We start from the raw sequence: 22,546 nt of genomic DNA on the forward strand, positions 1-22,546 counted from the left end.
GAAACGCCGTCAGGCGCGGTTGGCCCACGGTGAGGGTGCCGGTCTTGTCAAAGGCCACGGTGTCCACGCGGTGGGCCAGCTCCAGCGCCTGCGCGTCCTTGATGAGGATGCCGTGCCGGGCCGCCACGCCCGTGCCCGCCATGATGGCGGCGGGCGTGGCCAGCCCCAGCGCACAGGGGCAGGCAATCACCAGCACCGCCACGGCGCGGATCAGTGCCACCTCAGCGCCCACGCCCGCCCACCACCAGCCCAGCAAGGTACACAGCGCAATCAGCAGCACCACGGGCACAAAGACGTTGGCCACCTGGTCCACCAACCGCTGTATCGGTGCCTTGGCGGCCTGCGCATCCTCCACCAACCGGATGATGCGCGAGAGCACCGTCTCCGCGCCCACCGCGCGCACTTGCAGCACGATGCGGCCCTCGCCGTTGATGGCGCCGCCCGTCAAGCCATCGCCTGGCGCCTTGGCCACGGGCAGCGGCTCGCCTGTCAGCATGGATTCGTCCACCTGCGTGTCGCCCTCCAGCAGCACACCATCGACGGGAATGCGCTCGCCGGGGCGCACCACCAGCCGGTCGCCCACCATCACCTCGGCCACGGGCACATCGACCTCGCCGGTTTTGCCCAGCAGGTGCGCCACATCGGGGCGCAGGCCGTGCAGGGCACGGATGGCCGCCGTGGTCTGGTGCTTGGCGCGCGCCTCCAGCCACTTGCCCAGCAGCACCAGCGTGATGACCACCGCCGACGCCTCGAAGTACAGGTGCGGCGTGTGCCCCGGGTGGGCGGTGAGCCATAGCCACATCGACAAGCCCCAGCCCGCACTGGTGCCAATGGCCACCAGCAAATCCATGTTGCCCGATAGCGCCTTGGCCGCATGCCAGCCCGCTTGGTAGAAGCGCGCGCCCAGAATGAACTGCACCGGCGTGGCCAGCACGAACTGCGCCCAGGCCGGCAGCATCCAATGCGCGCCGAACAGGTCGCCCAGCATGGGCAGCACCAGCGGCAACGACAGCAGCAGCCCGATGGCCACCGGCGCAAACCCGGCCCAGGGCGAATCGTCCTGCTCGCGCGCGGCGCTGGCAGCGGGCGTGAGTGGCTCGTAACCGGCGTTGCGCACGGCGCGGCGCAGCAGCGCCTCCATGGCGGCGTCGCCCCCCTCGGGCGGGGTGAACTGCACGCGCGCCGACTCGGTGGCCAGGTTCACGGTGGCCTGCTGCACGCCCGGCACCTTGCCCAGGGCGCGCTCGACACGGCCCGAGCAGCTGGCACAGGTCATGCCGCCAATGGACAAATCCAGCGTGTGCGGCGGCGCAGAGGCAGCCGGTTCAGGCACAAAGGCCGGGGCGGTGGCAGGCGTGGTGTCCGGGGTAGCGCTGGCCTGGGGCGCTGCCGGGGTGGGGGCGGAGGTGTTCATGGCGCTACGGTAATCCTTCACAGCGTGGCAAGGTCAAGCCCTGGTGCCGTATCAACGATCCAGCGGTGCCCCATGGCGCCCGCGCGCAGGGCGCAGGCCGCCCCCCGCACCAGGGCCATGGTGCAGCGCGGGGCTTGACCTTGCCACGATGGCAAGGTTCATGATGGCAACCATCATTCACTCACACCGGAGCCACCACCATGCAACACCAATTTGACGTCCAGGGCATGACCTGCGGCCACTGCGAGCGCGCCGTCACCGACGCCGTGCTGGAACTTGACCCGCAGGCCCAGGTGCGCATTGACCGCGCGCAGCACCGCGTCGAGGTGGACAGCACCCAGCCGCGCGAGGCCCTGGCCGCTGCCATCGCCGCAGAAGGCTACCAAGTCGCGCCATGACCGCACGCGCCAGCGCCCAGGCCTGGCCTGTGGCCATTGGCCAGGCCGCGCGCCGTGCAGGCATCTCGGCGCGCATGGTGCGCCACTACGAATCGCTGGGCCTGCTGGCGCCCGTGGCCCGCACCGACAGCGGCTACCGCCAGTACGCCGAGGCCGACGTACACGCGCTGCGCTTTATCGGGCGCGCGCGGGTGCTGGGCTTTTCGATAGAAGAGATCCGCGCGTTGCTGCAACTGTGGCAAGACCAGGAGCGTGCCAGCAGCCAGGTCAAGCGCATTGCCCAGGCCCACATCGACGACCTGGGCGCGCGCATCGCCGCCATGCAGGCCATGCAGCGCACCCTCCAAACGCTGGTGTCGTGCTGCCAGGGCAACGAGCGGCCCAACTGCCCCATCCTGGACGACCTGGCGGCAGCGGGCCAGCGGCTATAGCGGGATCGGACTGCAGCGCGGGGGCCGCGATTCACTATCAAATCAATAGCTTATAGCGCCCGTCCAGCGGTGCTTTGAGACCAAAAAATATCTGAAACCTGCGCGCAACCTGCGCCAAGCGCTCACTTTTTTGCAGCCCGTGGCTTGCGCGCCGGGGCCACCGGGGCAGTCTCTGCGGGCGCAGCCCGTGCCACCGCCGGCACATCGGCCCGGCGCAGCACGCCCTCGCACAGGGTGGTGATGCACTGCTGGGCGATCTGCTCGGGCGTGTACTCGCCGCCGCTTTGGTACCAGCGGCCAATCCAGCTCAGCGCACCGGCAATCACAAACGCGGTCATCTTGGGGTCGCACGGTTGCAGCGAGCCCTCTTCCACGCCAGCGGCCACCAGGCGCCGAAACGCCTGGTCAATGCCGGACTTGAGCCGGCGCAGCTCTTTGCGGCTGTCGGGGGGCAGCTCCTCATCGCCCACACGGATCAGGCACATGCCAAAAGGCTGGGTGACGATGTGCGCATACACCTGCATGCAGGCCATGAGCTGGTCAATGGCCTTGCCACCGGCAGCGCGCGAGGCTTCGATGCCCTCAATGGTCATCTCCAGGCCCTGGCGCACGCACTCGATCAGGATCTGGTCTTTGTTCTTGACGTAGTAGTACAGCGTCGGCTTGGTCACGTTCAGCCGCGCGGCGATGTCGTCCAGCGACGTGGCATGGAAGCCCTTTTCATTGAACAACTGCGCTGCGGTGCTCAACACCGCGTGGCGTTTGGCCTCGCGCTGCTGCTCGCGGTCGGGCGCACTCGCCCAGGGCGAAGCGATGGCGGAAGTCGCAGGGGCGGCTTTTCTTTTTTTGGCGGGAGTCGGCTCAGTCATGGCGGTATTACACAGGGAAAGTACCAATGCGGACAGTGGCTGCACATCCCAAAATCTACTCAGAAGTAAATAGTCTACGTAAAAGTAGATTTTTCACGGTTCGCACAAACCCGAATAAGAGACCGATGGAGACAAAACACCCTGGCGGCAGCCCTGCCGCCCCCCTGCTGCAAGTCGATGGCGTGACGCTGGCGTTCGGTGGCGTCAAAGCCCTGACCGGCGTGGGCTTTGACGTACAGCCTGGCTCCATCACTGCCGTGATCGGGCCCAACGGCGCGGGCAAAACATCGCTGTTCAACACCATCTCGGGCTTTTACCGGCCCACGGGCGGCAGCATCCGCTTCAAGGGCCAGGACATCACCCGCATCCCTGCGCCGCAGCGCGCCAGGATGGGGCTGGGGCGCAGTTTCCAGAACATTGCGCTGTTCCGTGGCATGACGGTGCTGGACAACATCAAGCTCGGGCGCCACGCCCACCTGAACACCAACGTGCTCGACGCGCTGCTGTACTTTGGCCGTGCCCGGCGCGAAGAGGCCGCGCTGCGCGCCGACATCGAGGAGCGCATCATCGACTTCCTGGAAATCGACCACATCCGCCACGCGCCGGTGTCGGCCCTGTCTTACGGCCTGCAAAAGCGCGTGGAAATGGCCCGCGCCCTGGCCATGCAGCCGCAAATTCTGATGCTCGATGAGCCCGTGGCCGGCATGAACCGCGAAGAAACCGAAGACATGGCGCGCTTCATCCTCGATGTGCGCGACGAATGGGGCGTCACGGTGCTGATGGTCGAGCACGACATGGGCATGGTGATGGACTTGTCTGACCACGTGGTGGTGCTCAACTTCGGCCAGGTGATTGCCCAGGGCCAGCCCGCCGCCGTGCAGGGCAACCCCGAAGTCATCAAGGCTTATCTGGGCTCGGGCGATGTCCACGACCTGCGCCGCAAGCTGCACGCCAGCACCCCCGCCAACGCCGCAGGAGTCGCATGATGGATTGGGCCTACCTTTTTGAAATTTGCCTCACCGGCCTGTCCGGGGGCGGTTTGTACGCACTGGCCGCGCTGGCCTTTGTGATGGTTTACAAGGCCACGCGCGTGGTCAACATCGCCATCGGCGAGCTGCTGATGGTGGGTGCCTACCTGTTCTTCACCTTTGCCTCGATGTTTGCGCTGCCGCTGTGGCTGGCCATTCCGGCCGCCGTGCTGGGCACGGGCCTGCTGGGCGCGGTGATCGAGCGCACCATGATCCGCCCGCTGCTGGGCGAGCCACCGATCTCGGTGTTCATGGTCACGGTGGGCCTGGCCTCGGTGCTGGTGGGCCTGGTCGAGATGATCTGGAGCGCCGACCAGCGCCGCCTGCCCGAGTTCATGCCCACGCAGCCCATCATGGTGGGCGAGGCCTTCCTGGCGCCCAAGGTGTTCTGGGGTGCGGTGGTGGCGGTGGTGTTCATTGCCGCCGTGCTGCTGGTGTTTCGCTTCTGGCGCGGCGGCGTGGCACTGCGGGCCACGGCGTCTGACCAGGCGGCGGCGTACTCGGTGGGCATCAACGTGCCGCGCGTGTTCTCGCTGGCCTGGGTGGTGTCGGCCATGATCGCCGCCGTCTCCGGAATCATCGTCGGCTCGATTGGCGGCATCTCGTCCAGCATGGGCGTGTTTGGCCTGTCGGTGCTGGTGGTGGTCATCGTCGGCGGGCTCGACAGCGTGCTGGGCGCGCTCGTCGGCGGTTTGCTGATTGGTCTGGTGGAAGCCCTGGCGGGCAGCTACCTGGGCGGCGAATACAAGCTGCTGGCCACCTTCCTTGTTCTGGTGGCCATCTTGATGGTGCGCCCCTACGGCCTGTTTGGCACCCACGAAATCGAAAGACTCTGATGAGAATCGGCACCCTCAAAGAGAGCTACATCGCCGACGCGGCGCTGTTCGACTCGCGCACACAAAAGACCTGGCTGGCCGTGGCAGCGGCACTGCTGGTGCTGTTCCCGTTCATGGCCAGCGACTACTGGCTGTACCTGGCCTGCCTGGTCAGCATCAACGTGGCCAGCGCCACCGGGCTGAACATCCTGACCGGCTACACCGGCCTGGTCAGCCTGGGGCAGGCGGCCTTCATGGGGCTGGGCGCGTACACCGTGGCGGTGATGGAGACGCGGCTGGGCACGCCGTTCTTGCTGAACCTGCTGGCCGGTGGTTTCGTGGCCATGCTGGGCGGTATCGTGGTGGGCATTCCGTCGCTGCGCGTCAAGGGCCTGTACCTGGCCATTGCCACCATTGCGGCCTCGTTCATCGCCCACTTCATTTTTGCCAACTGGTCGTTCACCGGGGGCACGGGCGGCCTGTCCATCCCGCCGGCCAGCCTGCTGGGCATGCCGCTGGACACGTCGTTCCGGCTGTACTGGGTGATCGTGCCCATCACCATCGTGATGCTGCTGGGCGCAGCCAACCTGTTTCGCACCCGCATTGGCCGCGCCTTCATCGCCATCCGCGACCGCGACATCTCTGCCGAGGTGCTGGGCATTCCGCTGTTGCGCTACAAGCTGCTGTCGTTTGGCCTGTCCTCGTTCTACGCCGGGGTGGCGGGCGGGCTGTGGGCGTACTTCTTCCGCGTGGTCACGCCCGAGAGCTTTCCGCTCTTGATGTCCATCTTCTTCCTGGCGGCCATCATCGTCGGCGGCATGGGCACGATTCTGGGCGGCATCCTGGGCGCGGTGTTCATGACCATGGTGCCCGAGCTGCTCAAGCTGGTGTTCGACCTGCTGCCCAACAGCGCCGAATACACGGTGTTCCTCTCGCCCGTGCGCACCATCATTTTTGGCCTGTTGATCATCGGCTTTCTGGTGTTCGAGCCCCACGGCCTGGCGGAAATGTGGCGCCGCGTGCGCCGCTTCTTCCACCTCTGGCCCTTCCGCAACTAGGCCCCGCCCCGCCACCGTTTTCATGCCACCACACAACCAACCCAAGGAGACACGCATGGACAACCAACGCATTTCCAGCCAACGCCGCAGCCTGATGCTGGGCGCCGCCGCAGCCGCAGGCGCTGCTGCGCTCACGCACCCGCTGTCGGTGCTGGCGCAGGGCACCGAAGACATCGTCATCGGCGGCTCCATCCCCATGACGGGCGTGTTCGCCTTTGCGGGCGTGGGCATCAACGCCGGCATCCAGGACTACGTGAAGATCACCAACGACGCCGGTGGCATCAAGGGCCGCAAGCTCAAGTACGTGCCCGAAGACACGGGCTACAAGGTCGATGTGTCGGTGGCCACCTTCAAGAAGATCACCAGCCAGAACAAGGTCAACCTGTACTACGGCGACTCCACGGGATTCTCCAAAACCATCAACCCCGAGCTGGAGCGCAACGGCGCCATCATGATGGCGGGCGCCTCGTTTGCCACCGAGCTGAACGACCCCAAAAAGTACCCCCACCAGTTCCTGGTCGGCCCCGACTACACCGAGATGTTCGGCATCCTGCTGAAACACATCGCCCAGGAAAAGCCCGGCGCCAAGGTGGCCTTCGTCTATTCCGACTCCGAGTTTGGCCGCGATCCCATCGACGAGAGCGAAGCGCTGGCCAAAAAGCTGGGCCTGTCGGTGCCCGTCAAGATCATGACGCCCGCAGGCAGCGTGGACGTGTCCACCGAAGTCATCAAGCTGCGCCGCGCCGCGCCCGACTACACCATCTTCCACGGCTACATCCTGGCGCCCATCCCCGAGTTCATCACCCAGGGCAAGCAAATGGGCATGACCAGCAAATGGATGGGCACCTTCTGGACGATGGACAGCTCCACCGTCATGAAAATGGGCCCCGCAGGCGACGGCTTCATGGGCGTGATGCCCTACCGCTATTACTACGACACCTCGGCCAAGGCGCCCATGCTGGACAAGATCCGCGCCATGCGCCCCGAGTACCAGAGCACGGCCTACATGCAAGGCTTTCTGGCCGCCATGCTGTTCACCGAATCGGCCAAACGCTGCCTGGAGGCGGGCAAGCCCCTCAACGGCACCAACCTCAAGGCCGCGCTCAACTCCATCAAGGACTTCGACACCGGTGGCCTGATCGGCGTGCCCGTCACCATCAAGGGCAACTCCATCCCCGTGGGCCGCGTCTACAAGGCCGACATGAAGGCGCAGAAGATGCTGCCCGCCTCCGACTGGATCACCCTGTAATCCCTGAGCGCACCATGACCCAGCCGTCCACGGACCACGTCCTCGCCGTCAACAACATCGAGGTCATCTACAACAAAGTGGTGCAGGCCCTGCGTGGCCTGTCCCTGGTCGTGCCACGCGGCCAGATCGTGGCCCTGCTGGGCAGCAACGGGGCGGGCAAGAGCACCACGCTCAAAGCGGTGTCGGGCCTGCTGGCGCTGGAAGATGGCGCACTCGATGCGGGCACCATCTTGTTCAACGGCCAGAGCACGGCGCAGCACGCGCCCCAGCAGCTGGTGCGCGCGGGCCTGTCGCACGTGATGGAAGGGCGCCGGGTGTTTGAAGACCTCACGGTCGAAGAAAACCTGATCGCCGCCACCTACGCCCTCACGGGCCGCCCCCACACCGCGCACGGCGCGCCCAAGCCCGACTTTGATCTGGTCTATGAATACTTTCCGCGCCTGCACGAGCGGCGCAAGGGCCTGGCCGGGTACCTGTCGGGCGGCGAGCAGCAGATGCTGGCCATTGGCCGCGCGCTCATCGCCCAGCCCCAGCTGATCTTGCTGGACGAGCCCTCGCTGGGCCTGTCGCCCAAGCTGGTGGAGGACATCTTCACCATCATTGCCCGCATCAACGCCGAGCGCGGAACCTCCATGCTGCTGGTGGAGCAAAACGCCACCGTGGCGCTGGCCGTGGCGCACAGCGGCTACATCATGGAAAACGGCAAGATCGTCATCGACGGCTCTGCCGAACGGCTGGCCAGCGACCCCGACGTGCGCGAGTTCTACCTCGGCATGGGCGGCGGTGGCGAGGCCAAGAGCTTCAAAGAAATCAAGCACTACAAACGCCGCAAGCGTTGGTTGTCATGACTGCGCGCGAGTCCGATATGTCTGTTTCCACCCCCCTTCCTGAACTGACCCTGGTGCAAATGCTGCGCGAACGCGCACGCACGGACGCCACGCGCATCGCCATCCGGCAAAAGGACTTCGGCATCTGGAAGCCCTTTACCTGGGCCGACTACTACCGCCGCGCCTGCCACTTCGGCCTGGGCCTGCGCGCCCTGGGCCTGCCCGACAACGGCCACGTGGGCGTGATCTCCGAGAACCGCATCGAATGGGTGCTGGCGCAAATGGGCGCGGGCCTGGTCGGCGCCGTCACGGTGGGCGTGTACCCCACCAGCCCGACGCACGAGGTGGCCTACGTGGTGGGCCACGCCGACATCGAGGTCATGGTCTGCGAAGACCAGGAGCAAACCGACAAGGTGCTGGCCGCCCTGTCCGAGCTGCCCCGCCTGAAAAAAATCGTGGTCATGGAAACCAAGGGCCTGCGCAGCCACGACCCCGAGATGCGCCGCCTGATCTGCACCTTTGCCGAGGTCGAGGCGCTGGGCGCGCAAACGCGCGACACCACCCTCATCGACCAGGCGCTGGCGCGCCAGCAGCTGGACGACACCGGGTTGATGATCTACACCTCGGGCTCCACCGGCAAGCCCAAGGGCGCGATGATTTCGTGGCGCAACATGCGCGGCGCGGCGCCCGGCATCATCGAGCGCCTGGGCCTGTCAGCCGACACCACGCACCTGTCTTACCTGCCGCTGTGCCACGTGGCCGAGCAGATGCTGACCACGTTCTGCCCGCTGTACCTGGGCTCGCAGGTGAACTTTGGCGAATCCATCCGCACCGTGCAGGAAGACCTGCGCGAAGTGGCGCCCACCATGTTTCTGGGCGTGCCCCGCATTTGGGAAAAAATGCACGCCGCCATCAGCATCAAGCTGCAAGAAACCGGCGGCCTGCGCCGCGCGCTGTTTGATCGGGCCTACGCCGCCTGCGCCCACCTCGCAGAAAAACCCCGCAGCCAATGGAGCCTGGCCGACAAGGCCCGCTACTTTGCCAGCTACTGGACGGTGCTGCGCGCGCTGCAAAACTTCATCGGCCTGCGCAACGCCCAGGTGGCGCTGACGGGCGCAGCGCCCATCCCGCCCGACGTGGTGCGGTTCTTTCGGGTGCTGGGCGTGCCGCTGATCGAGGTCTATGGCCTGACCGAATCGAGCGGCATGGTCACTGGCCACCCGCGCGACCAGGTGGTGGTGGGCACGGTGGGCACGCCCACGCAGGGCGTGCAGTGGCGCATCGGCGAGGCGGGCGAGTTCCAGATCAAGGGCGAGATGGTGTTTGCCGGGTACTACAAAAACCCCGAAGCCACGGCGCAAAGCATCCAGGACGGCTGGCTGCACACCGGCGACGTGATCCGCGAAGAGCGCGGCCAGCTCAAGATCGTGGACCGCCTCAAGGACATCATGATCACGGCGGGCGGCAAGAACCTCACGCCCTCCGAGATCGAGAACACCATGAAGGGCAGCCCCTACATCAAGGAGTGCATCGTGGTGGCCGACGGGCGCAAGTTTGTCAGCGCGCTGGTGATGATCGACTACGAGACGGTGGGCAAATGGGCCGAGGCCCAGCGCCTGGCGTTCACGCACTTTCGCTCGCTGGTGGAGATGCCGCAGGTGCGCGCCCTGATAGAGCAGGCCATCGCCCAGGGCAACGAGCGGCTGGCGCAGGTGTCGCACATCCGCAAGTTCCACCTGCTGACCAAAGAACTCGACCACGACGACGGCGAAGTCACCGCCACCATGAAGGTGCGCCGCTCCAGCATCTACAAGACCTACGCCGCAGAAATCGAGGCCCTGTACCGCTGAGCACCGCTGGCGCAGCCCCGCCGCCTGCGCTATTAAAAGAGAAGCTGCTAGCGCACACCCACAGACAGTTTCAGCACGATTGGATACTGAAACCGCCTACAGACGTGCGCTACCAGCTCCCATATCCATAGCAAACAAACCGTCCCCCATGAGCCTGCCCCACCCCCCCGACGCCCCCGCCGACGCCCCGCTGCTGCTGGAGCGCAACGGCGCCATCGCCACGCTGCGCTTTCACCGCCCCGGTGCGCTCAACGCCGTGGATGTGCCCATGGCCCAGGCGCTGCTGGCCGCCGTGCGCAGCCTGGCCCAGGATGACAGCGTGCGCTGCGTGGTGCTGTGCGGCGCGGGCAAAGGCTTCATGGCCGGGGGCGATCTGGCCACCCTGCGCGCCGACCCCGTGCAAGGCGCCGCCGACCTGCTGGCGCCGCTGAACGAAGCCGTGGCCCTGCTGGCGCAGCTGAACGCCCCCGTCATCGCCCAGGTGCATGGCGTGGCCGCCGGGGCGGGCCTGTCGCTGATGCTGCAAGCCGATCTGGTGCTGGCCGCCGACACCACGCGCTTCAACCTCGCCTACATCAACCTGGGCACCAGCTGCGACGTGGGCGCCTCGTGGGCGCTGCCGCGCCTGGTGGGCCTGAACCGTGCGCTGGAGATTGCCCTGCTGGGCGACGCCTTCAACGCCGTGCAGGCGCAGCAGTGGGGCCTGATCCACCGCGCCGTGCCCGCCGCCGAGCTGGACGCCGCCGTGCAGCAACTGGCCCAGCGACTGGCCAACGGCCCCACGCGCGCCTACGGCCACATGCGCCGCCTGCTGCGCAGCGCCTTCGACCGCGCCCTGCCCGAACAACTCAGCGCCGAGGCCCAGTCCTTTGGCGACTGCGCCCGCACACACGACCTGCGCGAAGGCATTGAAGCCTTCTACGCCAAACGCCCCGCCGCCTTCCAAGGCCGCTGAACGCACCCTTTATTTCCGACACCTCCAGGAGCCCCACCATGTCCCACCGCGACGTTTTTGTTGTCAGCACCGCCCGCACCGCCATCGGCACCTTTGGCGGCGCCCTGAAAGACGTGCCCAACACCCAGCTGGCCACCACCGCCGTGAAGGCCGCCATTGCGCGCAGCGGCCTCGCGCCCGACGCCGTGGGCCACGTGGTGATGGGCAACGTCATCCCCACCGACACCAAAGACGCCTACCTGGCGCGCGTGGCCGCCATCGACGCCGGTTGCCCTATTGAGACGCCCGCCTTCAACGTCAACCGCCTGTGCGGCTCGGGCTTGCAGGCCATCATCAGCGCCGCGCAGGCCATTGGCTACGGCGACTGCGACGTGGCCGTGGGCGGCGGCAGCGAGAGCATGAGCCGCGGCCCCTACTTCGACCAGGCCGCCCGCTGGGGCGCGCGCATGGGCGACGCCAAAAGCATCGACTACATGCTCGGCATCCTGCACGACCCCTGGCAAAAAATGCACATGGGCATCACCGCCGAGAACGTGGCCGCGCGCTACGGCATCACGCGCGAGATGCAAGACCAGCTGGCCCTGCAAAGCCAGCAGCGCGCCGCCGCCGCCATCGCAGCGGGCCACTTCAAAGAGCAGATCGTTCCGGTAGAAATCGCCACGCGCAAAGGCACGGTGCTGTTCCAGGAAGATGAACACGTGCGCGCCAGCACCACGCTGGAGGCGCTGGCAGGCATGAAGCCCGCCTTCCAAAAGGACAACGGCACCGTGACGGCGGGCAACGCCTCGGGCATCAACGACGGTGCCAGCGCCGTGGTGCTGGTGGCGGGCGAGCGCATCGGCGCGCTGGGCGTCAAGCCGCTGGCGCGCCTGGTGGGCTACGCCCACGCCGGCGTGGAGCCGGGCTACATGGGCATCGGCCCCGTGCCCGCCACGCAAAAAGTGCTGGCGCGCACGGGCCTGACGGTGGCCGACCTGGACGTGATCGAGTCCAACGAAGCCTTTGCCGCCCAGGCCTGCGCCGTCATCCAGGAGCTGGGCTTTGACCCCGCCCGCGTCAACTCCAACGGCTCGGGCATCTCGCTGGGCCACCCGGTGGGCGCCACCGGCGCCATCATCACCACCAAAGCCATTGCCGAACTGCACCGCACCGGGGGCCGCTACGCGCTGGTGACCATGTGCATTGGCGGCGGCCAGGGCATCGCGGCCATCTTTGAACGGGTTTGAGTCTTTTTTGCTGCCAGCGCTTATCTGGCAAGCGCTGGCAGCTCTCATTTTCATAGCACCATGCTGACCAACCACTTCCTGAGCGCCGACGAGCGCGCCGAACTCGACCTGTTCCGCCAATCGCTGGAGCGCTTTTGCGACGCCGAGATCGAACCCCACTACCGCGACTGGGAGCGTGCCGGGCAGGTGCCGCGCGCCCTGTTCACGCAGATGGGGGCGCAAGGCTACCTGTGCGCCGACGTGCCCGAGTCCTACGGCGGCGCGGGCGCCAGCGTGCATTTTTCGTTTGCCGTGACCGAAGTGCTGGCGCGCCGGGGCTACGGCGGCCTGGTGGGCGGCGTGCAAGTACACAACGACGTCATCCCGCCCTACCTGCTGCACTGCGGCACCGAGGCGCAGCGCGCCCACTGGCTGCCGCGCATGGCCCGGGGCGAGGCCATTGCCGCCATCGGCATGACCGAGCCCGGCGCGGGCAGCGACCTCAAGGCCCTGCGCACCACGGCGCGCAAAGACGGCGACCACTACGTCATCAACGGCAGCAAAATTTTCATCAGCAACGGCCAGAACTGCCACCTGATCGTGCTGGCCGCCAAAACCGACCCCAGCGCGGGCGCCAAGGGCGTGAGCCTGTTTTTGGTGGACACCAGCACGCCCGGCTTCTCGCGCGGGCGCAACCTGGACAAAGTGGGCCAGCACGCGGGCGACACCTCCGAGCTGTTCTTTGAAGATATGCGCGTGCCGCTGGACGCCCTGCTGGGCGGCGTGGAAGGCCAGGGCTTTGCGCAGATGATGCGCGAGCTGCCGCGCGAGCGCCTCATCATCGGCGTGCAGGCCGTACACGGCGCCCAGGGCGCACTCGACGTAACACAGCGCTACGTGCAAGAGCGCCAGGCTTTTGGCCAGGCCATTGGCCAGTTCCAGAACACGCGCTTTACGCTGGCCGCCTGCGCCACCGACATCGCCGCCGCCCAGGCATTTTTGAACGCCAGCGTGGACGCCTACCAGCGCAGCGACCTCAGCCCCGAAGCCGCCTCGGCCCTGAAGCTGCACACCAGCGAACTCATGGGCCGCGTGGCCGACCAGTGCCTGCAACTGTTTGGCGGCTACGGCTACATGGCCGAATACCCCATCGCCCGCTTCTGGACGGACGCGCGCGTGCTGCGCATCTACGGCGGCACCTCCGAGATCATGAAAGAGCTGGTGGCGCGGGGGTTGTTGGGGCGGTAAGGCGGGGCGCTGGGCCAGTACGAAAGTGGCATCCCAGGCACTGCACACCCTCGGGGGCCACGCTTTTACCTAACCGTTATAGACAACACCAATCTTGTTTCCAGACGGATCGCGCATATAGGCGGCATACCAGTTCGGCCCATATTGGGGACGCGGGTTCGGTGCCCCCTCATCGGTGCCGCCATGGAGCATGGCCGCTTTGTAAAAAGCATCCACTTCTGCACAGGACTTGACCATGAATCCGATCATGGAACCGTTACCAGCACTGGCCGGTTCTCCGTTGACGGGGGTGCAGACCCACACGGTAAATCCGTTGCCTGTGCCGCCTTCTGAGTAGCCACGCCAGCCTGGATGTTCCATGTGCTTGCTCCATCCGATGGTCTGCAGTGTTGCATCGTAGAAGGCATTGGACTTTGCGGAATCGGATGCACCAACGGTCACATAGTTACTCATAAACATCCTTTTAACTGTATAAAAACACAGTATATACCGCCGTCAAATCGCCCACTGTGAGCGGCTACCAGCAGCCCGCCTCCCACACTGCCGCTTTCAGCAGCTGCCACCCACGGTTTCAAGAGGCTTTTAGCCCTCCAGCCCAATCCACATGGGCGCGAGCAGCTCACATTTTTGAATGCTGGTGTGCCGCGTGGCCCACCCATGCCTGCCACTGTTTGGCGGTTACGGCTATATGGCCGAATACCCCATCGCCCGCTTCTGGACGGACGCGCGCGTGCTGCGCATCTACGGTGGCACCTCAGAGCACATGACAGAACTGGTGGCGCGGGGGGTAGTTGGGACGGTAAGGCAGAGCGCTGGGGGAGCCGCCCGGTGAATGCGCTGGATTGGCCGCTTTCGGCCAGGAGCGGACAGACGCGGTCTTGCGAACAACATCGGCTAACGGGTCGATTGCTTCTGCCGGACCGAGACAGCGCGTGACCCATCGGATTCAACTGGTGACGAGTGCGTCGGCAAGGGCCCGAACGCCTGTGAACTCGACTCCCTGCGGCGTCATGCAGACCAACAGCTTCCTATGCGCCCAGGCATCCGACAGTGCGACGACCCGGGTTGCCTCTCCTTGAAATCGCAACGCTGCACTCTCCGGCATGACCGCTGCCCCCACACCCGCGGCCACCAGTTGCGCCACTGCGTCGAATCCGGACAGCCGAACCCGGTGTCGAGGTACTCGGCCGCTGCGACTGGCCTGGGCGGCGAGGAACCGGCTGAGCCCGCTGTCGGCGGACAGGCCAACCAGTGGGCGCTCTAGCAATTCGCCGAAGGGGATCGATCGCCGCTTTCCCATCGGCCAGGCTCGGGGCAACAACGCCACCAAGCGGTCGTCCAGCCAGGGACGCACGATGAGGCCGGACGTGTCCACATAGTCCGCCACAATGCCGATCTCGGCGAGGCCGCGGCGCAGCGCATCAAGCACGGCGTCACTCGCTAGTTCCTGGACATCAACGTCGATCTCGGGGTTCGTCGTGAGGAAGTGCCCCAGCGTCCGTGGCAACGCCTCCGACATCGCCGCGGTGTTACACAGCAGGCGAACCGTGCCACGCAAGCCGTGGCCAAAGCTCGCCATCTCCACATGCAGTGACTCGAGTTCGGCCAGCACGCGGCTCGCGTGACGCGCCATGGCCCGCCCAGCATCGGTGGGTGCCGCACCCGCCTTCGAGCGATCTAGCAGGCGGGCTCCCGCTGCGTCCTCGAGTGCCTTCAAGCGGGCGCTGGCGGCGGCCAATGACAGGTTCACTGCCTCAGCGGCTGCGGTGATGGTGCCGTGCGCGATCACCGCAGAAAAAAGATGCAGGTCGAAGGGGGCGATGCGGTAGTCGACGGTGCGTCGTGCAGAGGTGGCCATGGGATGCATCCTACGGAATCGCCGAAGGATAGGCGCAGGTGAATCGAATGGACGCGGGGACCAGTACTGGGACACCATCGCGCCATGGAAACGATTCAAGTCTTGATGGTGGTCGTGGTGTTCGCCCTTGCTGGAGGCGTGAAAGGCATCACCGGCATGGGGTTACCGACCGTGGCGATGAGTTTGCTCGGGCTGTGGATGCCGCCAGCGCAGGCTGCGGCCTTGCTGGTGATCCCGTCCCTGGCCACGAACGTAGCGCAATGTCGAGGTCCGCACCTGCGACAGCTCGGGGAGCGCTTGTGGCCAGGATGGCTGGCGATCGCGCTCGTCACAGCCTTCGCGCCGGGTATCGGTGGAACGGCCCCCGCCGATGCGGCTTCCCTCTGGCTCGGCGGCGTCCTCGTTGTCTATGGCCTTTGGGGCCTGTGGCGCCCCACGTTGCCTGATCTCTCTGACAGTGGCCGATGGGTGGGCGCAATCGTGGGACTGGCCACCGGACTGGTCACGTCGCTCACCGCCGTCTTTGTGCTTCCCTGGGTGCCCTACCTGCAGTCGCTGCGGCTGGACAAGGACGCGACCGTCCAGGCCCTTGGCCTGTCGTTCACGGTGGCCACGCTGGCGTTGGCATTCCGGCTGCAGGCATCGGCGCAGGCAGAGTGGATGTCGGCGTCGACGGCCATGGCTTTGGGCGGTGCGCTTGTCGGAGCGTTCGTGGGCCTGAAGCTCGGCGAAAAACTGAGAGGCCGACTCGCCGGTCCGGCATTCCAGCAGGCACTGTTCCTGGTCTTCGTTGCCCTGGGAACAACCAACCTGGCCCGGGCGTTGTGAAGTAAGAGGCAGAAGGGTATCAGGGGGGCTGCTTGCGCATTCACCTGCACGGCGTGAATGACCGCTCAGGGCCAAAAGCAGCCAATTGAGCCACCCACTGGGAGCGACACAACCAAGCAGCCTAATCCGGTAAAGCCGCCATCGAGCGGAGCACTTGCCGGGTGATGATTTGGCGCTTGGCCACATCACCCATGCGATGGGGTGTGTCGATATTCATGGCGAAAAATACCGCGCCGTTGGGATGCTCGACCCAGCCAACCCACCAGCCAATGCTTCCTGTCCAGCCCGTTTTGGCTCGCAGAATCCAATGGCTGCCGGCTTCGTTGACCATCAGGTCTTTCACCAAACGTTGGTGCGCCAGCTCGAACGGCAACGCATTGCGATACAGCTTCTGCAAAAACTCCAGCTGCTCCAGCGCGGAAATCGCCAAGTCGCCTTCTACCCAAAAAGGTGCTGCGCCAGTGGTGGCCGCATTGCCATAGCCAATTTGCTGCATCCATTGATGTTCTTGGTGCTGACCCATGGTTTGGGCAAACCGCTCAAACACCCAAACCGTCGAGTTGCGCATCGCAGAGCGCAAATCCTGGTCTTGATTCCACGCCGGATTGCCGCGCTGCTTTTGGTCCCAAGCGATCACCTCAAATTCATCTTTGACCACCTTGGCCTGCAATGCAAACAAGCTGTGGGGAACTTTAAAAGTAGAGGCAGGAGAAAAGCGCTGCTTGGCGCGCTCGGTGGCATGCACCCACAATTTCTCAGTGCCGTTACGCGCGTCCAGAACCGCAATGGTTCCTACAGCGGGGGCGCCCTCAAAAAAATGAGCCCACTCTTGCTGCTCTATAGCCTGGGGCATGGCCATCGCGGCGCAGCTCCAAACGAGTGACAACAAGGCAAAAATTTTTCCGGTTTTTTTCATCGAAAGATTTTATGGACTGGCTGCTTTCCCGCTGGAAGCGGCACAACCCGCCGAAGCGGACACCCTGCTGTTTGCCGCAGGCGGGGCGTGAAAGCCATCCACGGTTTTTAAGAGGCTTTTTGCACTCTAGCCCAATCGGCATGCGCGCAAGCAGCTCACATTTTTGATTTGCTGGAGTGCAGCGTAGCCAACCAATGCCTGTAGCTGTTTGGCAGCTAAGGCTACATGGCCGAATACCCCATCGCCCGCTTCTGGACAGACGCGCGCGTGCTGCGCATCTACGGCGGCACCTCCGAGATCATGAAAGAGCTGGTGGCGCGGGGGTTGTTGGGGCGGTAAGGCGGGGCGCTGGCGGGGGCCGCCCGGTGAATACGCTGGACTGGCTGCTTGCGGCCAGAAGGACACCTTCAAGACTGCGGCAGAATTCGCTCATGTATGCCCCCAACCCGGGCATCGACGTTTCAACGAAACAAGGATTCCATGTTGTATGCCTGACATTCTTTCAGTGTTCCCCGATACGAACCTGTTTCTGCAGTGCAAACCGCTAAGGGAACTGGACTGGATGCTGCTGGGCCACGAAGGCGACATTGAACTGCTCATCACGCGACCAGTACAGACTGAACTGGATTCACTCAAGGCAAAGGGGAACAGTCGCCAAGCGTCGAGGTCACGTTCGGCTGCTGCGCTCATCTCTGAGCTTCTAGACGCGCCAGAAGAAGGACTTGTGCTTAAGCAGAGACCGACCGTCCGCCTTCGAATGGCACGAGCCATGCGCCCTGACCCGGACGCTGGCAATGAGCTCAACTATGACTCCCAAGACGACCAACTTGTTGGTATCGCGCTGGCCTTTTACAAGGCAAACGCTGGATCTTCTACCTTGTTGCTGACGTATGACCACGGTCCGATGTTCAGCGCTCGGGAGATGAGTCTTCCATTCAAGAAAATCCCTGACGAATGGTTGCTGCCTCCTGAGCCCGACGACGCCTCGCGTAGAGAAGGTGCGTTGAAAAGTGAGCTGGAGCGGTACCAAAAGAGCGAGCCGAAGTTCGAAGTGGGTTTACTGGATGCGAGCACTCGTGGCCTTGAACTGTCGTTCACTATTTATTCGGCTCTCTCTGAAGAGCAGATCGCCGCTCTTTTGGCCATTGTTTTTTCTCGCTATCCGGAAGCAACTGACTTCGGACCTTCCGAACCATGGGAAAGTGTTGTCGAGCAAAGGGGGCCCATGGCATCGCTCTTCGGCAAAGAAACGGAGGTATTCACGCCTTCCTCGGCTGAAGAAATTGAACGCTACAAAAGACGTTATTCGGAGTGGAAAGAGGATTGCCGAGGCTATTTGCGAGCCATTCATATGGCGCTCAACAAGCGCTTGGAGTGGCCAACCATCACGACTCGCATTTCAAACGTTGGATCGCGCCCCGCTATCGACGCACTAATTGAGTTAGAGGCAAAAGGGCCTATTCGCATAGTGCGGCCGTGCCAACGCGAAGACGATGAGGACAGTGATGAACTGAAGTCGAGAGAGGCGCCCAAGTTCCCCCAACCTCCGCTTGCGCCGAGTGGACATCGAAGGCGGATCAAGCCAGCTTCACCTTTCGCCTTTGGAGGTATGTCTGATCCGGTTACTTGGTTGTCACCCACGCGGGGCCATTTCGACACCGTGCCCCCGCTGCGTAATTTCTCGACCAGCCGCGATCCCAACCTGTTTTATTGGAAGGACGGGACGCAAGGCGCACCGCTCAGCTACCTTTCCCTCGAATGTGAACAATGGCGACACGCCCGCGAGCCTGAAGACTTCACCGCAGGCATTCGTTTTCCAAGGGAGACAGGTGTGCACTCGGGCAGCTTCATGGTCACGGTGCATGCGAGCAACCTTACCAATCCAATCCGTAAGACTTTCCCTGTTTGCATAGCCGTCGCAGAGACACCTCCAAGCGCTGAGGTAGAGAGGCAGATTGAAGAGCTATCAGCAGCCCGACCTAGGCTTCGATTGAGTTGACGGCGGATGGCAGCAACAAACGTCTGGTTCGGTTCGATAGCAACCAATCGAGCACCCGCTGGGAGCGGTGCAACCAGCCGAAACGGACACTCGGCGCGCTGCCTCGCGGGGAAGCTGGTGGCTATCAGCAACCCCTCCCCGCCTGCAGTAACAACCATCCACGGTTTCAAGAGTTTTTTGCCTCCAGCCCAATCCACATGGGCGCGAGCAGCTCACATTTTTGATGTACTGGAGTGCAGCGGGCACGCAGCCTGCGCTTATTTGTAAAACGCCTCGACCTGGCCCTTCAGCGTGATCAGGAGGGGGCGGCCTTTGCGGTCCAGGGTTTTGCCAGCGGGCACCTTCACCCAGCCTTCGCTGACGCAGTATTCCTCCACATCAAAGCGCTCTTTGCCATTGAACACGATGCCGATGTCGTGCTGGAACACGGCGGCGATGTGGTGCGGGCTGCGCGGGTCAATGCTCAGGCGGTCGGGTAGGGCGGGGGCTGGAGTGGTGGCGGGGGTGGTATCGGTCACGGGTTAACGCTTTCTGGGTGAATGCACAAAGCCCCGGATTTTCCCGGATTTGGCTGCACCCGCGCCGCCAATAGCCCCGGCCCCGGCAGGTGCCCGGCGGCAGTGACCCAGGCGGTGGTACTGCGTGGCGCCCATACCACAGCGCTGTTAATTCTGCTGTGCTGTGGTCTATGGCCCGTCTTTTGGTAAGTATCCGTCCTTACATTTGGCAGACAGTCTGGCGTTTGGCCAGCAGCACATTCTTTCGTTTTTTGGAGCCTTGTCGTGTCCAGTTTCTTTTCGCCTGCCGTTGCCCTGATGAATCGTTTGCGGTTCGGCATGAAGTTTGCCCTGTCTGGTTTGGTGGTTTTCAGCTTTTTGCTGTACCTGGGGCTGTCCCAATGGGGGCTGCTGCACAGCCGCGCCCACACTTTGGCGTCCGAGCACGCCGCCGTTGACCTGATGGCCTACCTGGTGGACTGGAACAAGGTGTTGATCGACAGCCGCCGCATCGCCATCACCACGCCGGTGGGCGATGAGTCGGGTCGCCAGCGCTTCAGCCAGCAGGCGGTGGTGGTCGAGCGCAAGCTGGCCGAGATCGAGGCCGAAGTGGCGCGCATCCAACCGCTGTTTGACATGACCAAAGAGGCCCAGGGCCTGCGCAGCGGCTGGACGGAACTCAAAAAGAAGGTCGAAGCCCTGCCGCTGGATGCCGACTATGCGCAAAAAGCCTTTGCCGCCCACGCGCCGGAATATGGCCGCCTCTACGCGTTCATGCGCGATATGGGCGACCGCTCGGGCATGGCGCTGGAGCCTGATCTGGACTTGTTCTACCTGGGCTACCCGCTGGCCAACAACACGCCCAGCACCGCCGGCATTGCCGTGCGCATTGCGGCCTACACCACGCTCAATATCGCGCGCGGCACCATCACCCCGGCAGACAAGGTGTTCTACGAAGTGACCGAGGCGCGCCTGAAAGACACCTTTGGCAATGTCGAGAACCTGCTGGCGCAATCCATGAAGGCCAACCCCGATGTGGACAAGCGCATCCGGCCCTACTTCGTCCAGCTCAAGAGCACCTCCACCGACTACCTGGCCCATGTGCGCAAGCACTTCACCACCAGCGATGCCATTACCGTGACGGCGCCAGAGGCCGCCCAGGCGGCGCAGCCCACGCTGGATGCGGCCTGGGCGCTGGTCGAACAAAACCGCGCTGTGCTGGCCGAGCTGCTGACCGAGCGCGCCGCAGCAGCCTCCTTGCAGCGCAACCTGGTGGCGGCACTGCTGGTGCTGGGCATTGTGGTGTCGGTGTATCTCTATGTCGGCATGTACCTGGGCACACGGCACAGCATCCAGCAGGTGGCCAAGTCGGTGCGCGCCATGGCGGCAGGCCAGCTGGGCCGGGTGCAACCGGCCACCAGCCAGGACGAGATTGCCGACCTGGTCAATGACCTGGCACGGGCCGACCAGGCCCTGGTGGCCATGATCGGCAAGGTGCAGCACAGCTCGGAGTCGGTGGCTGCGGCCAGCATGCAGATTGCCCAGGGCAACAACGACCTGTCCAACCGCACCGAGTCGCAGGCCAGCGCATTGCAGCAAACCACCTCGGCCATGGAGCAACTGGGCTCGACCGTGCGGCAAAACGCCGACAACGCGCGCCAGGCCAATCAGCTGGCGCAAAGCGCCTCCACCATCGCCGTGCAGGGCGGCACGGTGGTGGCACAGGTGGTGGACACGATGAAGGGCATCAATGATTCGAGCAAGAAAATTGCCGACATCATTGGCGTGATCGACAGCATTGCCTTCCAGACCAACATCCTGGCGCTGAATGCAGCCGTAGAGGCAGCGCGTGCCGGTGAACAGGGCCGGGGCTTTGCCGTGGTGGCCAGCGAGGTGCGCAACCTGGCCAGCCGCAGTGCCGATGCGGCCAAGGAGATTCGGGCGCTGATCTCAGCCAGCGTGGAGCGGGTGGGCCACGGCAGCGCCCTGGTCGATCAGGCGGGCAGCACCATGACCGAGGTGGTCAGCAGCATCCGCCAGGTCACAGACATCATGGCCGAGATCAGTGCGGCCAGCGTGCAGCAAAGCGCGGGCGTGGCGCAGGCGGGCGATGCCATCGTGCAAATGGACCAAACCACGCAGCAAAACGCCGCGCTGGTCGAAGAAATGGCCGCTGCCGCCTCCAGCCTGAACCACCAGGCGCAAGAGCTGGTCAACGCGATCAGCTCGTTTGAACTGCACCAGGGAGGCAGCCGCCGCCTGTTGCCAACCGCCTAACGCGGCTCAGAACGGCGCTGCGTCGGGGTCGGTATCGGGCGGCGCGGTGGCCGGGCCGGTCACGGTGCCAGCGCTGGCACCGGCAGGCCGGGCGGTGGTGGCGGCGGCAGGCGCAGCGCCTATGCCGCGTTCGCTCTCGCCGCCCAGGGCCTCGATCAGGTCGGGAATCAGGCTGCGCAGCTCGCCCGTGGCAATGGCCACATCGGCATCAAAGCCGCTGTCGTCCTGGCTTTTGCCTTCCATCACGGCGTCCAGAAACGCCAGCTTTCTGATTTGCAATCCTTCGCTGAGGATGAACGACACGCGGCCATCCCAGGTCAGCGCCAGTTTGGTGGGCAGCTTGCCAGCGGCAATGTGCGCCTGCACTTCTTCGATGTCCAGCGGGTGGCGGGCGTAGCGCACCACGGCTTTTTCTTCATCGGCGCTTTTGAGCTCGCACTCGCGGTCGATGCTGAAGCCGGCAGGCGGCTCTTGCGTGGCCAGCCAGTGGGCCATGGCGGCAGCGGGCGAGGTCTGCGTGTCCAGCAGCGACACCGAAAGCCCCGGCAGCGCCTCGACCAGCGCGCTCACCACCTCGTCGGCGCGGCCCTGGGATGAGGTGCCCAGCACCAAAAAGCGCGCCTCGCGGTCAATCCACACCCACATCGCGCCCTGCTTGGTGAAGGCCATGGGCAGCAGGTCGAGCTTGGCTTCTTCCTTCAGCTCTTTGCTTTCTTTTTTGCCGGGCTTGCGGCCCGTTTCCTGCTCGATGCGGGCGGCTTTCTCGGCCACGCGGCGCGCCAGCACGGAGCCGGGCAGCACCTTGGACTCGACCATGAAGCGCA

The 22,546-nt window shown here is 64.6% G+C and carries 21 protein-coding genes and 2 pseudogenes; 16 read left to right on the forward strand and 7 right to left on the reverse strand.

Going from position 1 to position 22,546, the window contains the following annotated elements:
• The coding region (locus PHX69_RS06665) for a heavy metal translocating P-type ATPase (RefSeq protein WP_288042980.1) at positions 1-1,276 on the reverse strand (1,276 nt) is incomplete at its 3' end.
• 338 nt (positions 1,277-1,614) lie between these two features.
• Between PHX69_RS06665 and PHX69_RS06670 the strand changes: the two genes are divergently transcribed.
• Complete coding sequence (locus tag PHX69_RS06670; RefSeq protein WP_119012142.1) at positions 1,615-1,812, forward strand: heavy-metal-associated domain-containing protein; 198 nt, start codon at positions 1,615-1,617, stop codon at positions 1,810-1,812.
• Positions 1,809-2,243: a Cu(I)-responsive transcriptional regulator gene (cueR, locus tag PHX69_RS06675; RefSeq protein WP_119012143.1), complete on the forward strand. Its 435-nt coding sequence runs from the start codon at positions 1,809-1,811 to the stop codon at positions 2,241-2,243. The genes PHX69_RS06670 and cueR overlap by 4 nt, the downstream gene beginning before the upstream one ends.
• Positions 2,244-2,365: 122 nt before the next feature.
• Here the strand turns inward: cueR and PHX69_RS06680 are convergent, their stop codons facing one another.
• Positions 2,366-3,112 (reverse strand): TetR/AcrR family transcriptional regulator, encoded by a 747-nt coding sequence (locus PHX69_RS06680; protein ID WP_119012144.1) that lies wholly within the window; start codon positions 3,110-3,112, stop codon positions 2,366-2,368.
• Positions 3,113-3,237: 125 nt separating this feature from the next.
• On the opposite strand from PHX69_RS06680, the gene PHX69_RS06685 reads away from it, so the two are divergent.
• The 9 genes from PHX69_RS06685 (at position 3,238) to PHX69_RS06725 (ending at position 13,347) form a co-directional block, all read left to right on the forward strand.
• Positions 3,238-4,098 carry an ABC transporter ATP-binding protein gene (locus tag PHX69_RS06685; protein WP_119012145.1) on the forward strand — a complete coding sequence of 287 codons (861 nt, stop codon included), beginning with the start codon at positions 3,238-3,240 and terminating at the stop codon, positions 4,096-4,098.
• A complete protein-coding gene (locus tag PHX69_RS06690; protein ID WP_119012146.1) occupies positions 4,095-4,976 on the forward strand; it encodes a branched-chain amino acid ABC transporter permease in 882 nt (293 codons plus the stop codon). The genes PHX69_RS06685 and PHX69_RS06690 overlap by 4 nt, the downstream gene beginning before the upstream one ends.
• Entirely contained in the window at positions 4,976-6,013 is a 1,038-nt protein-coding gene (locus PHX69_RS06695; RefSeq protein WP_119012147.1) for a branched-chain amino acid ABC transporter permease, read from the forward strand. The genes PHX69_RS06690 and PHX69_RS06695 overlap by 1 nt, the downstream gene beginning before the upstream one ends.
• Before the next feature lie 55 nt (positions 6,014-6,068).
• Positions 6,069-7,262 (forward strand): ABC transporter substrate-binding protein, encoded by a 1,194-nt coding sequence (locus PHX69_RS06700; RefSeq protein ID WP_119012148.1) that lies wholly within the window; start codon positions 6,069-6,071, stop codon positions 7,260-7,262.
• A gap of 14 nt (positions 7,263-7,276) precedes the next feature.
• The gene (locus PHX69_RS06705) at positions 7,277-8,110 is read left to right on the forward strand and encodes an ABC transporter ATP-binding protein (protein WP_288042967.1); all 834 of its coding nucleotides are present in this window, start codon (positions 7,277-7,279) and stop codon (positions 8,108-8,110) included.
• A gap of 17 nt (positions 8,111-8,127) precedes the next feature.
• Positions 8,128-9,939, forward strand: a complete 1,812-nt coding sequence (locus PHX69_RS06710; protein ID WP_119012208.1) for an AMP-dependent synthetase/ligase — start codon at positions 8,128-8,130, stop codon at positions 9,937-9,939.
• A gap of 148 nt (positions 9,940-10,087) precedes the next feature.
• Positions 10,088-10,894 (forward strand): enoyl-CoA hydratase/isomerase family protein, encoded by an 807-nt coding sequence (locus PHX69_RS06715; RefSeq protein WP_288042968.1) that lies wholly within the window; start codon positions 10,088-10,090, stop codon positions 10,892-10,894.
• 38 nt (positions 10,895-10,932) lie between these two features.
• Entirely contained in the window at positions 10,933-12,120 is a 1,188-nt protein-coding gene (locus PHX69_RS06720) for an acetyl-CoA C-acyltransferase family protein (RefSeq protein ID WP_288042969.1), read from the forward strand.
• 60 nt (positions 12,121-12,180) lie between these two features.
• Complete coding sequence (locus PHX69_RS06725; protein WP_288042970.1) at positions 12,181-13,347, forward strand: acyl-CoA dehydrogenase family protein; 1,167 nt, start codon at positions 12,181-12,183, stop codon at positions 13,345-13,347.
• A 69-nt stretch (positions 13,348-13,416) separates the two neighbouring features.
• Here PHX69_RS06725 and PHX69_RS06730 read toward each other — a convergent pair whose 3' ends face one another.
• Positions 13,417-13,800 carry a VOC family protein gene (locus PHX69_RS06730; RefSeq protein ID WP_288042971.1) on the reverse strand — a complete coding sequence of 128 codons (384 nt, stop codon included), beginning with the start codon at positions 13,798-13,800 and terminating at the stop codon, positions 13,417-13,419.
• A gap of 187 nt (positions 13,801-13,987) precedes the next feature.
• On the opposite strand from PHX69_RS06730, the pseudogene PHX69_RS06735 reads away from it, so the two are divergent.
• A pseudogene (locus tag PHX69_RS06735) lies at positions 13,988-14,179 on the forward strand (acyl-CoA dehydrogenase family protein); the annotation flags it as partial.
• Positions 14,180-14,293: 114 nt separating this feature from the next.
• Here PHX69_RS06735 and PHX69_RS06740 read toward each other — a convergent pair.
• Positions 14,294-15,205, reverse strand: a complete 912-nt coding sequence (locus tag PHX69_RS06740; RefSeq protein ID WP_288042972.1) for a LysR family transcriptional regulator — start codon at positions 15,203-15,205, stop codon at positions 14,294-14,296.
• Between the two features lie 84 nt (positions 15,206-15,289).
• Between PHX69_RS06740 and PHX69_RS06745 the strand changes: the two genes are divergently transcribed.
• Entirely contained in the window at positions 15,290-16,033 is a 744-nt protein-coding gene (locus tag PHX69_RS06745; RefSeq protein WP_288042974.1) for a sulfite exporter TauE/SafE family protein, read from the forward strand.
• Between the two features lie 121 nt (positions 16,034-16,154).
• Here the strand turns inward: PHX69_RS06745 and PHX69_RS06750 are convergent, their stop codons facing one another.
• Positions 16,155-16,949, reverse strand: coding sequence for a penicillin-binding transpeptidase domain-containing protein (locus tag PHX69_RS06750; RefSeq protein ID WP_288042975.1), 795 nt, complete (start codon positions 16,947-16,949; stop codon positions 16,155-16,157).
• Positions 16,950-17,168: 219 nt separating this feature from the next.
• Here PHX69_RS06750 and PHX69_RS06755 point away from each other — a divergent pair.
• Together PHX69_RS06755 and PHX69_RS06760 are read left to right on the forward strand one after the other, a co-directional pair.
• Positions 17,169-17,288: pseudogene (locus PHX69_RS06755) on the forward strand (acyl-CoA dehydrogenase family protein); the annotation flags it as partial.
• Between the two features lie 148 nt (positions 17,289-17,436).
• Positions 17,437-18,948, forward strand: coding sequence for a PIN domain-containing protein (locus PHX69_RS06760; RefSeq protein WP_288042976.1), 1,512 nt, complete (start codon positions 17,437-17,439; stop codon positions 18,946-18,948).
• A 257-nt stretch (positions 18,949-19,205) separates the two neighbouring features.
• Here PHX69_RS06760 and PHX69_RS06765 read toward each other — a convergent pair whose 3' ends face one another.
• A complete protein-coding gene (locus tag PHX69_RS06765) occupies positions 19,206-19,466 on the reverse strand; it encodes a DUF3297 family protein (protein ID WP_288042977.1) in 261 nt (86 codons plus the stop codon).
• Between the two features lie 264 nt (positions 19,467-19,730).
• Here PHX69_RS06765 and PHX69_RS06770 point away from each other — a divergent pair, with 264 nt between their 5' ends.
• Positions 19,731-21,722: a methyl-accepting chemotaxis protein gene (locus tag PHX69_RS06770; protein WP_288042978.1), complete on the forward strand. Its 1,992-nt coding sequence runs from the start codon at positions 19,731-19,733 to the stop codon at positions 21,720-21,722.
• A gap of 6 nt (positions 21,723-21,728) precedes the next feature.
• On the opposite strand, the gene PHX69_RS06775 is transcribed toward PHX69_RS06770, so the two are convergent.
• Positions 21,729-22,546 (reverse strand): recombination-associated protein RdgC (locus PHX69_RS06775; protein WP_288042979.1); only part of this gene is annotated, 818 nt, incomplete at its 5' end.

This window comes from Simplicispira sp., from assembly GCF_028687295.1.
Lineage (GTDB): Bacteria > Pseudomonadota > Gammaproteobacteria > Burkholderiales > Burkholderiaceae_C > Simplicispira > Simplicispira metamorpha.